This window comes from Pauljensenia sp. 20925_1_27 (assembly GCF_041432835.1).
Taxonomy (GTDB): Bacteria; Actinomycetota; Actinomycetes; order Actinomycetales; family Actinomycetaceae; genus Pauljensenia.
Genome location: NZ_JAPWAH010000022.1, coordinates 14,514 through 27,513, shown reverse-complemented (window position 1 = coordinate 27,513; position 13,000 = coordinate 14,514). Strand labels below are relative to the sequence as shown.

The window sequence follows — 13,000 nt, the reverse complement described above, 5'->3', positions numbered from 1 at the left end:
GGTATAGAGGCGCCGGAGGGTCCGCAGGCCCGGCCGCGGTGCCCGTGGATAACGGGGCCCGGCTGCGGTGCCCATGGGCGGCGGCAGGGCCTGGCCGGACAACGAGTCGACGCGCCGAGCGAAGCTCGCGGCGCGGACGGCTCGCGGGCGGGCCGCCGCCCACGGGCACACCAAGCAGCCCGGCCCAGCAGGGCGCACCAAGCAGCCCGGCCGACGAGACAGGCCACGCGGTGCCCGGAAAACCGGCAGCGAAACGCTAGGAGATCTTCTCCATCGGCGCCATGCGCACGAGGAGGCGCTTCTCGCCCAGGCCGAAACGGATGCGGGCCACGGTGCGCGGCCCCTCGCCTTCGATGCCGGTGACGGTGCCGGCGCCCAGAGTGGCGTGCTTGATGCGGTCGCCAACCTTGAGGGAGAGCACGGGCTTGTCCTCGGCGGGCTTGGCGGCGGGGGTCACGCCCATGCGCGTCACCTTGCGCACGCCCGTGGTCTGGGCGGAGGCACCACCACGGCCGGATCCGAAGGCACCCGTGTCGGTATCGCCCCACGGGTCACGCCCCTCGCGGCTGCGCGAACGCCCGTAGGAACCCGAGCCGTAGGAACCGGAACTATACGATCCGGACCCGTAGGATCCGCCGTAGGAGGCTCGCATGCGCTCCCCCGACGTGGCCGCGCGGCGTACGTCGAGTAGCTCGGCGGGGATGTCGTCGAGGAACCGTGAGGGCGGCATCTCCTGCGGCGTCCCCCAGGCGCTGCGCACGGCCGCGCGCGTCAGGTAGAGGCGTTCGCGCGCACGCGTGATCGCCACGTACGCCAGGCGGCGTTCCTCTTCCAGCTCGCTCTCGTCGCCGAGGCTGCGCTGGTGCGGGAAGGTGCCGTCCTCCATGCCGGTGACGAACACGACGGGGAATTCGAGGCCCTTCGCGGTGTGCACGGTCATGAGGGTGACTTGCCCGCCGCGTTCGCCCTCCGCGGGCACCTGGTCCGAGTCCGCGACGAGCGCGACACGCTCGAGGAAGTCCGCGAGTGTTCCACCCGGAGCGTCGGCCGCGAAAGCCCCCGCGACCGAGTGCAGTTCCGCCAGGTTTTCCACGCGCGAGGCGTCCTGCGGATCTTCGCTGCGGCGCAGCTCGGCCAGGTAGCCGGTATGGTCGAGAACCTCTTCGAGGATGTCGGCCTGGGATGCGCCTCGCGCCTCCGCGGCGCGCAGCGTTTCGATGAGTCCCCAGAAGGCGGCCGCCGACTTCGCGGCGCGCGGGGTGATCCCCAGGACCTCGGGCGCGCTCTCAGAAGGTACAGAAGCCACAGGGGACGAGGCCGGGGCAGCCGCGCTCTCGTCAGCAGCCGCGCTGTCGTCTACACCGTCGCGAGTACCCGCCTTCTCCCCCGCCGTTTCACCCGAGGAAGGAGAAGCAGAGGACCCAGCCGAGGCCTCGTCCGCGGAAACGGGAGCGGCGAGCGCGTCGACGTCGATCCCCTCGCCTTCACCCGCGGGGCAGCCGGCCCGCAGCCACAGGTGACGCAGGGCGGCACCAAAGGAGATGCCGTAGTGGGCGGCATGCGCGGCGATCGCCTCCTCTGCCTTCGCACCGATGCCGCGTTTGGGAACGTTGAGGACGCGGCGGGCCGCGACGGTGTCGTCAGGGTTGGAGATGAGCTGCAGGTACGCCAGCGCGTCCTTGATTTCGCGGCGCTCGTAGAAGCGGGTGCCGCCGACGACGCGGTACGGGATACCCTGGCGCACGAGGAGTTCCTCGAGCGCGCGGGACTGCGCGTTCGTGCGGTAGAAGACCGCGATGTTGCCCCATTCGACGCCGGAGTCCGCGAGGCGGTCGATCTCGCCGACGACGAAGCGGGCCTCGTCGTGCTCGGAATCGGCGGCGTCCAGGGTGATGAGCGCGCCGTCGCCCGAGGCCGTCCACAGGTTCTTCGCGCGGCGCCCCGTGTTGCGGGCGATGACCGCGTTCGCGGCAGACAGGATGTTCTGTGTGGAGCGGTAGTTCTGCTCGAGCAGGATCGTGCGAGCGCCCGTAAAGTCGCGCTCGAACTCCTCGATGTTGCGGATCGTGGCGCCTCGGAAGGCGTAAATCGACTGATCCGAGTCGCCCACGACCGTCAGCTCCGCGGGGGTCACCCCGTCGGATCCATCCCCCACGAGAGCGCGCACGAGGACGTACTGCGCGTGGTTCGTGTCCTGGTACTCGTCCACCAGGATGTGACGGAAGCGCCGGTGGTAGTGCTCGGCGATCAGCGGGTTGTCGGCCAGCAGCTCGACCGTACGCATGATGAGGTCGTCGAAGTCCAGCGCGTTCGAGGCACGCATACGCTTGTCGTACTCGACGTAGGCGTCCGCGACGATGCGCGAGACCGGATCCTTGCCCGCCGTTTCCGCATAACGCGCCGGGCCGATCAGCTCGTTCTTCGCGTCCGAAATGCGCGCCGCCACCATCTTCGGGGTGAAGCGCTTAATGTCCACGTCCTGGGCTTTGAGGACCATCTGGATGAGGCGCTGGGAATCCTGGGCGTCATAGATCGTAAACGACGAGGACAGGCCCGCCGCCTCGTGCTCGTAGCGCAGCAGGCGCACGCACGCCGAGTGGAAGGTCGACACCCACATGCGGCGCGCGTCGTCCCCCACGAGGGTGCCCGCACGCTCACGCATCTCGGCCGCCGCCTTGTTCGTGAAGGTAATCGCCAGGATCTCCCCCGCCCGCGCGCGGCCCGTGGCCAGCAGGTAGGCGATGCGGTGCGTCAGCACGCGGGTCTTACCGGAGCCAGCACCCGCCAGGATCAGCAGCGGCGAACCCGCGTGGGTGACGGCCTCGCGCTGGCGATCGTTGAGGCCGCGCGTCAGCGACTCCGGGTCCACGCTCGGACGCGAGAAGCGCTCCCAGCCGGACGAAAAACCACCCGAAGGGGCGGGTGGCTCCCACGCCGACGGCGCACCCGACGCCCCACCCGGCACGGCGATCTCCGGCCACGCGTCAGAACCCAAGGCGTCCTCCACATCAAAGGCGGGCACCTCCGGCGGCACGTAGTCGTCCTGAAAACCCCCGTCGGGGCCGATCAGGAAACCAAGGTCAGGCAAAGAAGTCGCGTCACTCATCGCCTCCAAGGGTAAACCGCCCCACCCTCACCTGCGACCCCCGCCCCGGGTGGCGCCAACCACGAAAGGCGGCAGACAACGAGGCCGGGGCCTCCCCGCGCTCATACGCGACAGAAAGCCCCGGCCTCGTCGAAGCGATTACTTCTTGCGGTACAGCGACTTCGTCGCGTACACCGGCTCGGTCGTCACCTGAATGCCGAGCGAGCGGAAGATGCCCTCGTCCACGGGGCCCAGGATGACCGACTCGTGCACGTCGCAGTCGCGCAGCGAGCTGAGCTTATCCAGGGCGCGGCGCGCATTGTCGTCGCCGTTAGCACTAACCGCGAGCGCGATAAGGACCTCGTCGGTGTGCAGGCGCGGGTTGCGCGAGCCCAGGTCGTGGGTCTTAAGGCGCTGGATCGGCTCGATCGACTGGGGAGCCAGCAGCTGGACCTCGTCGGGCAGCCCCGCGAGCTTCTTGAGCGCGTTGAGCAGCATCGCCGAGGAGCAGCCCAGCAGCGCCGACGTCTTACCCGTGACAATCTGGCCGTCGGGCAGCTCGATCGCTGCGGCCGGCTCACCCGTCGCCTCAGCCAGCTCGAGGGCGGGACGCACGACCGGGCGATCCATACGCCCCACGCCCACGCGGCTCATCAGCAGGGAGATGCGCGCCGACTGCACGGGCTCGCTCATCTCCTTCTTCTCGGTCACGAGCGCCTTGTAGTAGCGGCGAATAATCTCCTGACGCGAAGCCTCCGCACATGCCTCGTCGTCCACGATGCAGTGGCCCGCCATGTTGACGCCCATGTCCGTGGGGCTCTTGTAGGGGGAAGAGCCGAGGATCTTCTCGAACAGGCGGTTCAGGACGGGGAAGATCTCCACGTCGCGGTTATAGTTGACCGTCTTGATCCCATACGCCTCCAGGTGGAAGGGATCGATCATGTTGACGTCGTCGAGGTCCGCCGTAGCCGCCTCGTAGGCAATGTTCACCGGGTGATCCAGCGCAATGTTCCAGATCGGGAAGGTCTCCCACTTCGCGTACCCCGACTCGATTCCGCGCTTGTGGTCGTGGTAGAGCTGTGACAGGCAGGTCGCCATCTTGCCGGAGCCCGGGCCGGGGGCGGTCACGACGATCAGGTCGCGGGTGGTCTCCACGTACTCGTTCGCGCCGTAGCCCGCATCGGAGACGATGCGCTCAACGTCCGAGGGGTAGCCGGGGATCGGGAAGTGCCGGTAGACGCGGATGCCGAGCTTCTCGAAGCGTTCCTTGACCTCGGCGGCCGCCTTGTTGTCGTCCGTCCACTGGGTGATGACGACGGACCCGACGTACAGGCCGCGCTCACGGAACTCGTCGATCTGACGCAGGACCTCGTCGTCATAGGTGGTGCCCATGTCGGCGCGCACCTTGCGGCGCGCGAAGTCCTTGGCGTTGACGGCGACGATGATCTCGACCTCGTCGGCCAGTTCGCGCAGCATGCGCACCTTGTTGTCGGGGGTAAATCCGGGCAGAACGCGCGAGGCGTGCATGTCGTCGATCAGCTTGCCGCCAAACTCCAGGTAGAGCTTGCCGCCGAATTCGCTGCGTCGCTGGGCGATGTGCCGAGACTGCATCTCGACGTACTGATCACTGTCAAAACCGATGCGGTGCATGCATCCTCCGAGGTCGCGGAAACAGAAGAGGCCGTCCGTGCGGGGCGGGCAGGCGCAGTCGCGCCCTCGGGGTTCCATTGTAAGGGCGGGGGTGCGCCACACTGCGGATGGGGCACGCGAAAGGGGTCCGACCTCACACGATGTGGCGCTGCATCGCCCAACGCGTCAGCTCGTTGCGGTTGGAGAGCTGGAGCTTGCGCAGGACCGCGCTCACGTGGGTTTCGACGGTCTTGATAGAGATGAAGAGGTCGTGGGCGACTTCCTTGTAGGTGTAGCCGCGGGCGATGAGGCGCATGACCTCCTGCTCGCGCGCCGAGAGCAGGTCCAGTTCGCTGTCGGTCGTGGAAACCTCGCCGGTCCCGAAAGCGTCCAGCACGAAGCCGGCCAGGCGCGGGCTGAAAGCGGCGTCCCCCGCGGCGACGCGTCCGATAGCTTCGACGAGGTCCGGGGTGGAGATCGACTTGGTGACGTACCCTCGGGCACCCGCACGGATCACCTGGACGACGTCCTCGGCCGCGTCAGAAACGGACAGCGCGAGGAAGTGCAGGCCCTCAATGTCGCGGCAGGAGCTGGCGACCTCGGCACCGCCTCCGCCGTTTCCACCGGGGAGGTGCACGTCGAGGAGGGCGACGTCCGGGGTGAGCGCACGGCAGGCCGCGATGGCACCCTCGACGTCGGAGGCGTCCCCAACGACCTCGAGGTCGGCCCCGGAATTGTCGAGCTCGGCGCGCACGCCTGCACGCACCATGGGGTGATCGTCGATGACGAGGATGCGGATGGTCACTGTGTCCTCCCGGTGGGCGCTGTTTCTTCTAGGATATCGGAGCGCGGCACGCTCAGAGCAATTTCGGTTCCGCGGGCGAGACGCCTGATCGTGGCGTCTCCCCCTGCTCGGCGCATGCGCCCGACGATGGAGTCGCGCACGCCGTGGCGGTCGGCCGCGATGGTGGCGGGGTCGAATCCTTCGCCGTTGTCCTTGATGAAGGCCTCGATGGCTCGGGGGCGCACTTCGACGTAGACGGAGACAGGCGGGGCACCGTGACGCACGGCGTTTTGGCAGGCCTCGGCCAGAGCCGCGACGAGGGCAAGCTCACCGGGACCCGGGCGCATATCTCCCACGACGACGACGCTGATCGGCACGCCGTAGCGGCTTTCGACGCCGACGACGGCCTCCGTGACGGCCGCTTCGAGGGAATCGGCGGCTTGGGCGTGTCCCGTGTAGAGCCACGCGCGCAGTTCGCGTTCCTCGGTGAGCGCGATGGCGCGCACGCGGGCCGGGTCCTCGGCGGAGGCGCGGATCAGAGTGAGGGCCTGGAGCACCGAGTCGTGCAGGTGAGCGGCGATGTCGGCGCGCTCGGCTTCGCGCACGCGCTGAGCCTGAGCCTGTGAGAGATCCTTCGTGGTGCGCAGCCACAGGGGCATGAAAGCGAAGAGGACACCCGCCACCAGGGCAGCCCCGATGAGACCGCCACGCAGCAGGATGACGGGAGGATTATCGCGCGAGGCGACCATCACCACGCCGAGGCTCAGCAGCACTATGCCGCCGAAGACAGCGCCGATGAAGCGCAATGACCGCCAGGAACTCACGTTGCGGCTCTGGCTCCACACGAGCGCAATGCCCGAAATTATCGAGACGATAGCCCCCATGTCTCGCCAGTCCAGAGTGCCCGTCGCATTCAAGACGGTCCCCACGATCGCGGCCGCGACCAGGGCCACGCCGACGACGATCAAGCGATTGCGCGACACCTGCGCGGCGCGTTCTTCACGCAGTCGGACGAGGCCGGGGCTGAGCGAGCCCGCCCCGCTTCGCTCCGGGGAATCCTCGGGGACCGTCACCCACAGCCACAGGTAGACGCCGATGCCGACGCCGAACGCGGCCAGGCAGACGAACAAGACACGCACGAGCGCGACCGGCAACCGCAGGTGTACGGCCAGACCCGAGCACACGCCGCCCAGCCAGGGGGCCGGCATGTCCGGGCTCGAGGCGGTCGCGCGCACGAGCGGGGGCCGGCTGGGAGGTGCCGGAATCGGCGGAGTCCACCCCGGTCGGGGGGAGTTCACGGGTCTGCTCACGTTTCCATTGTGGCATGGCTCGGGGCAGTCCCCGGGATACCCCCAGCACAATCAGGGGTCATTCAGGGGGTCCCCTACTGTCGCGGTGCCCCCATTCTTTGGTTGAGTAGTGGTATCGATCCACGCCGCGTGGATCCCATCGAGAGGAAGTGCATGATGAGTTGGTCGAATGGCACAACAGATCCGAGCGATCAGTACCAGCAGCGCCCGCCCCGCAGCGGTATTTTCGACTCCATCCGAGGCTCCGGGTGGTACCGCGCGAAGCCCCGCGTTCTCGGAGGCGTCTGCTCGGGAATCTCCGCCCACCAGGGGTGGGACCTGTCGCTCGTGCGCGTCCTCGTGGTGGTCACTGCGTTCTTCATGCCGCTCGTTGTCCTCGCCTACGGGCTGGCCTGGCTGCTCCTGCCCGAGGCTGAGGACGGCCGCATTCACGTCGAGGAGGCTATCGAGGGGCGCTTCGACATCGCCGTCATCGGCGGTGCTCTGATGATTCTCGCCGCCCTGTCCTCGATGTTCTCCGATGTCGGCATCTTCGGCATCATGGGGATCGGCTGGTTCACGCTCATCATCGTGGCACTCTCCTTCTCGGGCATCGCGGCCGCTCTCGTGGGCCTGTCGCTCTCTCGCAACCGGAACGCGGGCCAGCAGCGCCCCTCCTACGGGGCCGCCCACTACGAGGCTCCACGAAACAACGCCCCGTCGGCTGCTCCCACCCCGAACGCGACGGGCGCCTCCGCCCCTTTTGCGGCGGCTTCCCCGGCCGCTGACGGCACGGGGGAGCCGGATCCGGGCATGAAGCCCGAGCAGGGTCCCGCCGGTTTCCCCGCGTACGGCGTTCCGAGCGATTTCCAGTCCACCCCCGCCGGTGCCAGCCCGCAAGCCGGACCGCGTCCGGCCGCCGCGACAGCCTCCGTGCCCCACCCCGGCTGGACGCCTCCCGCGAGCGCGCCCACGCCTCGTCGATGGAACGTTCCGCCCGCGCCGACGCATCGCCCCCGCACCGTTTCCGGCCGCGTGAACCTGGCGATCACGGGCCTGCTGGTGCTCATCACGGCTGCTGTTTTCGCCGGACTGTACTGGGCGGATAAGGGACTGTCGATCCCCCTCATCACCGGCGAAACGGTGGATCAGACGATCGCCCGCATCATCACCATTGGTGGCGGCGCGTGTCTGCTGGTCGTCGGGCTCTCCCTGGTGATCGCGGCCCTGCGCGACCGCAGCGCGGGATGGCTCACCACCCTGTCGGTCATCGGCATCATGATGGCGCTTCCCACCGCGGCCATCGGCACCCAGGCCGCCCGCCCGACCGATTTCCACATAAACGTTCACCCGGGGGGCATCGGCACTCAGACGACGCGCGACTGGACAGTCGACAGAGTCAGTGGAGGCAACCCGGCCGGCACGACGCTACTCGACCTGAGTGGAGCCCCCGTCGGCACCACGAAGACAATCATCGTCGACTGGGAGGCCTGGAGCAGTCTCACCATTCAGGTGGCCGAGGGACAGCCCGTCCAGATCGTGTGCCAGTCCGACATCGAGACTCTCTCCACCAACATGGACGGCAACGGCTGGGCATCCCCGCTGAGCAGCTGCGCGGATGCGACTGCCTCCTCCCCCTCCTGGGGAAATCCCTCCCTCGGCGGCATTACGGTCCTCATCACTGATAGCGCCGGACTCGACACGCTGACGGTCCTGCAGACACCCGATTCGTCGGGAACATGGGGTTCCAAGCCGACCCAGACTCCGAGCGCCACGCCGTCCGCCACGCCCTCTACGGCCCCGAGCGCTACCCCATCGCCCACCCCCACCGGCTCTCAGTCGGGTAACTGAGGAAGGAACACGACCATGACCACCTCGAGCGACGACCTCACCGCTGAACTGCCCGAATTCGACGCAACGACACCGCTGCCGACGACCCCCGCGCCGATCGTCGGCGCTGGATCGGACGAGACCACGGAGCTTCCGACCTCCTCGCCGGATCTGTCCTCGGACCCCCTGGCGGCCTTCCGCGAAGCACCAACTGCGCAGATGCCCACCGATCCCTTTCGCTCAGACGCTGGGACTGCGGGCCAGGCGAGCGCATCGGGCGCGCAGGGGACGCATGCGCAGGCGGGCTCTCCTGCCGACTCCGTAGGGGCAGGCGGGCGCACCGCCTTCGACCCGGCCTCCACGGGTGAGTCCATCCCCCAGGGGCACGAGGCAGGGGCACCTTATCGCCGTCAGGAGCCCCTGGGTGCTCCCGGCGCAGCGGCGGGCCCGGCTGCTAGCGCTCACACCACGTGGAGCGCGCCGGCAGGCCCCGTCGATGTACGCACGCTGCCCGAGGCGCCCAGTAGGGGCGTGCGGGTCGGTTCCTTCGTGTGGGCGCTCCTCGTATGCATGGTGGGGGTTTTCCTCATCGCCGAGGCCTACGTGGCGAACTTTAATCTGCCGATCCTTGGGATCAGCTCGATCGCAGCGCTGGGCGTGATCTTGATTCTCACCGCGCTCTTCTCTGGCCGTTCCAAGAAGAATTCTCAGAAGGGAGCCCCGTCGGCGTCATCGAATCCGGCGGATGCGGTCCGCAGGGATTGACGCGGCGTCTGGCAACGCACGCACAAACGGGGTGGGCCCGGGAACCGATTGGTTCCCGGGCCCACCCCGCTATGCGTCAGAAACGCCACATCAGAGCAGATCCAGCATCGCCGGAGCCACCAGCTTCACGACGTTATCACGGCCTTCCTTCGCGTTGGGCGCATCCACCGCGTAGGCAGCCATCTGCTGGCAGGTTGCCAGGTCGTGCATGCGCAGGGCGGCGCGCACGGCGTTGACCTTCGAGGGAGCCATCGACAGGGAGGCAACACCCAGACCCGTGAGGACCAGGGCAAGCAGCGGGTCGCCGCCGGCCTCGCCACACACGCCGATCGGCTTGCCGGTCGCGCGACCACCGTTGCAGGCGTTGCGGATCATCTCGAGGACCGCGGGCTGCCACGGATCCAGGAGGGCCGCCAGGTTGCCGTCCAGACGGTCGGCAGCCATCGTGTACTGCGTCAGGTCGTTCGTGCCGATGGACGCAAAGTCCACGATCGACAGGAGCTGCTCGGCGCGCAGGGCGGCCGCGGGCACCTCGATCATGATGCCGACCTTGGGCAGGCCGTAGCCGCGCGCCTTGTCGGCGAACCACTTGGCTTCATCCGCAGTCGAGACCATCGGGGCCATGACCCACAGCTCCGCGCCCGTCGCCTTGTGAGCGGCGGCCAGGGCCTGCAGCTGCGTATCGATGAGATCCTCGCGCACCTGGCACAGGCGCAGGCCGCGCACGCCCAGGGCCGGGTTCTCCTCGGCGCCCAGATCAGCGAAGCTCAGCGGCTTGTCGGCGCCCGCATCGAGGGTACGCACGACCACGCGACGGTCACCGAAGGCCTGCAAGACCTTCGTGTAGGTGTCGGTCTGTTCCTCCAACGTCGGGGCCTCCGAACGCTCCAGGAACAGGAACTCCGTGCGGAACAGGCCCGAGCCCTCGAGGTCAAACTTCGAGGCCTTCATCGCGTCGTCAACCGTGCCGATGTTGGCCAGGAGCTTGACGGGGTAGCCGTCGTAGGTCGCACCCTTGCCGGTCGAGCCTGCCAGGGCGAGCGCGCGGCGACGCGAGCGTTCCTTGAGCAGGTCCACCTCGTTATCGGTGGGGGCGACGATCACCTCGCCGACGCCACCGTCGAGGGCCAGCATCGTACCTTCGGCGACCTCCATGATGCCCGCGGCCTTGACGATCGCGGGAATACCCAGCTGGGCAGCCAGGATCGCCGTGTGCGACGTGGGACCGCCGACCTCGGTGATGATGCCGAGAACAGTATCGGGGTCCAGGGTTGCGGTCTCGGCGGGAGCCAGATCGTGGGCCACGAGGACGACTGGGCCGTCGAAAGCCGGGACGCCGGGCTCAGGCAGGCCGCGAAGCTCACTGATCGCGCGATCGCGCACGTCGTAGAGGTCGGTCGCACGCTCGGCCATGTAGCCGCCCAGGCCGCGCAGCATCTGCGCGTAGTCCTCAACCGCGTCATGGACGGCCTGGGTGATACCCAGCCCCTTCTTCAGCTTCTTGTCAACAGCCTTAGCCAGGCCGCGGTCACCCGCGAGCTGGGCGGTGGCCTTCAGGATCGCCTTCGTCTCCTCCGGCGCGTTCGCGGCGCGCTCTTTCAGGCGAGCGGAAACCGCAGCGAGCGCCTCGCGGACACGCGCGCCGTCGGCGGCAGCGTCAACGCTGCCCGGCTCCGTCGTGTCAACACCGGGGGCGGGCTGGACGATCGCCGCGGGGGCTGCTGCGGTACCGGCGGAGACGCCGATGCCGTGCAGGACGTCGTGCGTCGCCATCAGTTCACTCCTGGTCGAGGTCGCGCGAGAGCAGCTCGACGAGCGAGTCGAGCACCGCACCCGCGGAATCGTCCTCGGTGGACAGGGTGACGACGTCGCCGTGCTTGGCGCCCAGGGTCATGATTTCGAGGAGCGACGCAGCGTCAGCTTCCTCTCCACCCAGAGAGATGGTCACGTCGACGCCGGAGTCGTCAACGGCCTCGGCAAGAATGTTCGCAGGACGCGCGTGGAGGCCAACGGAGGAACCAATTGCAACGGTGCGGGAAATCATGGTTGTTCCTTTCAAGTGCGGGTATGTCCATCGTGAGACACAGGTGCCCGTAGTGCCCATGGTATCGGGCTGGCATACCCGCGCAAAACCCGATATCACGGACCGTGACATGGGATACATCACCCTCATAAATGCCGATAAACCACGGAATGAACGCCTCGCACGCCCCCGCGTAACAACACCCTCGCGTGATGCTCAGCCCCAGCCTCGCCGACGTGACACACGGCTCCCTCCCAGGTCACCAACTACAATGGAGAAATACCGAGGGAAGGAAAGGAAACCCCGCATGAGTTCGCGCGAACCCACGCTGGCCGACGTCGCCGAGCTGGCCGGAGTGAGCCTCACGACCGTGTCGCGCGTCCTCAACAACCGCGGATACCTCTCGGAAAAGACGAAGCAGAACGTCGCCGACGCGATCAAAACGCTCGGATATCGCCCTAATTCCCTGGCGCGCGCCCTGCACGGCAAGCGCACGCAGACGGTCGGTCTGATCGTTCCTGCCGTGTCTCTCCCCTTCTTCGGCGAGCTGGCCGTCGAGGTCGAAAACGCCCTCGCCGACGCCGGATATCGCATCCTTATCTGCAATTCCATGGGCCGGGCGGACCGCGAGCGCGAATACCTGTCGCTCCTCGTGGGCAACCGCGTCGACGGAATCATCTCAGGCGCCCACAACGAAGGCCTGGGCGAATACGACACGATCCGCATGCCGCTGGTGACGATCGACCGCGAGCTAAGCCCGTCCATCCCGAACGTGCGCTGCGCGAACGAGGAGGCGGGAGCCATGGCGACGCGCGCGCTCATCGAGGGCGGATGCCGCCATCCCCTGCTGCTCACCTCACGTTCGGGTCCGCGCAACCTGCGCGAGGCCGGCTACCGCGCCAAGGTGACACACGCCGGACTGACCCCGCGCGTGGTCACCGTGCCCTTCGATACGCCGACGCCGCAACGTTTCGCGATGGTGCGCGATGCCCTGGATGAGGCCCGCGCCTCCTCCCCCATCGATGGCGTTTTCGCGACCGATGACCTGGCAGCGGCCGAGGTCCTCGAGTGGGCGCGCACGCGCGAGCTGTCTGTCCCCACGGATCTATCCGTCATCGGCTTCGATGGCACGGAGACGATGCGCCGCGCTCTGCCCCACCTCGCAACAATCCGCCAACCCATCGCCGCGATCGCACAGGAGGCGGTGTCGATCCTCCTCGATCAGATCGAGGGCAAGGCACCGCGTCCCTCATCCGACGAGGCCGGGGCACCCCACGCCCAGACGGTCGAGTTCCCGGGGACGCTGATTCCGGGGCGCTCGATCAACGTCTGAGTGCGTCACGCGGCGCGAGGCTCCCACCAGCCACGATTGTCGCTGTCCCGCGTCATTTTCTTAACCCCTGAGCGCCCACGGCTACGCACGCGGATAGCTTATCCGCATATGGATAGGTTATTGACATGCGGATAGGTTAATAAGCTATCCGCATCGTCATAACCTATCCGCATCTTCATAACCTATCCGCATCTTCATAACCTATCCGCATGTTCGGCCCTGATGTGCGAGCAGGCCCCCGTCCACAGGTTCAGCCCTTTGC

At 67.7% G+C, this 13,000-nt stretch carries 9 protein-coding genes; 3 read left to right on the top strand and 6 right to left on the bottom strand.

The genetic code is table 11. The annotated features are described in order from the left end of the window. Positions 1 to 256: 256 nt before the first annotated feature. The 4 genes from O3684_RS09215 to O3684_RS09200 all read right to left on the bottom strand — a co-directional run bounded on the left by O3684_RS09215 (position 257) and on the right by O3684_RS09200 (position 6,706). Positions 257 to 3,106 carry a UvrD-helicase domain-containing protein gene (locus O3684_RS09215; RefSeq protein ID WP_500066518.1) on the bottom strand — a complete coding sequence of 950 codons (2,850 nt, stop codon included), beginning with the start codon at positions 3,104 to 3,106 and terminating at the stop codon, positions 257 to 259. A 138-nt stretch (positions 3,107 to 3,244) separates the two neighbouring features. Further along, positions 3,245 to 4,735 (bottom strand): DUF1846 domain-containing protein, encoded by a 1,491-nt coding sequence (locus tag O3684_RS09210; protein WP_500066516.1) that lies wholly within the window; start codon positions 4,733 to 4,735, stop codon positions 3,245 to 3,247. A 133-nt stretch (positions 4,736 to 4,868) separates the two neighbouring features. Then, positions 4,869 to 5,519 (bottom strand): LuxR C-terminal-related transcriptional regulator, encoded by a 651-nt coding sequence (locus tag O3684_RS09205; RefSeq protein ID WP_500066514.1) that lies wholly within the window; start codon positions 5,517 to 5,519, stop codon positions 4,869 to 4,871. Beyond that, a complete protein-coding gene (locus O3684_RS09200) occupies positions 5,516 to 6,706 on the bottom strand; it encodes an ATP-binding protein (RefSeq protein WP_500066520.1) in 1,191 nt (396 codons plus the stop codon). Before O3684_RS09200 ends, O3684_RS09205 begins: the two co-directional genes overlap by 4 nt. Positions 6,707 to 6,964: 258 nt before the next feature. Here O3684_RS09200 and O3684_RS09195 point away from each other — a divergent pair, with 258 nt between their 5' ends. Together O3684_RS09195 and O3684_RS09190 are read left to right on the top strand one after the other, a co-directional pair. Then, a complete protein-coding gene (locus O3684_RS09195) occupies positions 6,965 to 8,638 on the top strand; it encodes a PspC domain-containing protein (RefSeq protein ID WP_500066512.1) in 1,674 nt (557 codons plus the stop codon). Between the two features lie 15 nt (positions 8,639 to 8,653). Then, positions 8,654 to 9,382, top strand: a complete 729-nt coding sequence (locus O3684_RS09190) for a hypothetical protein (RefSeq protein WP_500066510.1) — start codon at positions 8,654 to 8,656, stop codon at positions 9,380 to 9,382. Between the two features lie 90 nt (positions 9,383 to 9,472). Here the strand turns inward: O3684_RS09190 and ptsP are convergent, their stop codons facing one another. Together ptsP and O3684_RS09180 are read right to left on the bottom strand one after the other, a co-directional pair. Next, positions 9,473 to 11,155, bottom strand: coding sequence for a phosphoenolpyruvate--protein phosphotransferase (gene ptsP / locus O3684_RS09185; RefSeq protein ID WP_500066508.1), 1,683 nt, complete (start codon positions 11,153 to 11,155; stop codon positions 9,473 to 9,475). 4 nt (positions 11,156 to 11,159) lie between these two features. Then, on the bottom strand, positions 11,160 to 11,426 hold the full coding sequence (locus tag O3684_RS09180; protein ID WP_500062576.1) for an HPr family phosphocarrier protein: 267 nt from the start codon (positions 11,424 to 11,426) through the stop codon (positions 11,160 to 11,162). Positions 11,427 to 11,712: 286 nt separating this feature from the next. Between O3684_RS09180 and O3684_RS09175 the strand changes: the two genes are divergently transcribed. After that, the gene (locus O3684_RS09175; RefSeq protein WP_500066506.1) at positions 11,713 to 12,738 is read left to right on the top strand and encodes a LacI family DNA-binding transcriptional regulator; all 1,026 of its coding nucleotides are present in this window, start codon (positions 11,713 to 11,715) and stop codon (positions 12,736 to 12,738) included. The last annotated feature ends 262 nt before the right edge of the window (positions 12,739 to 13,000 follow it).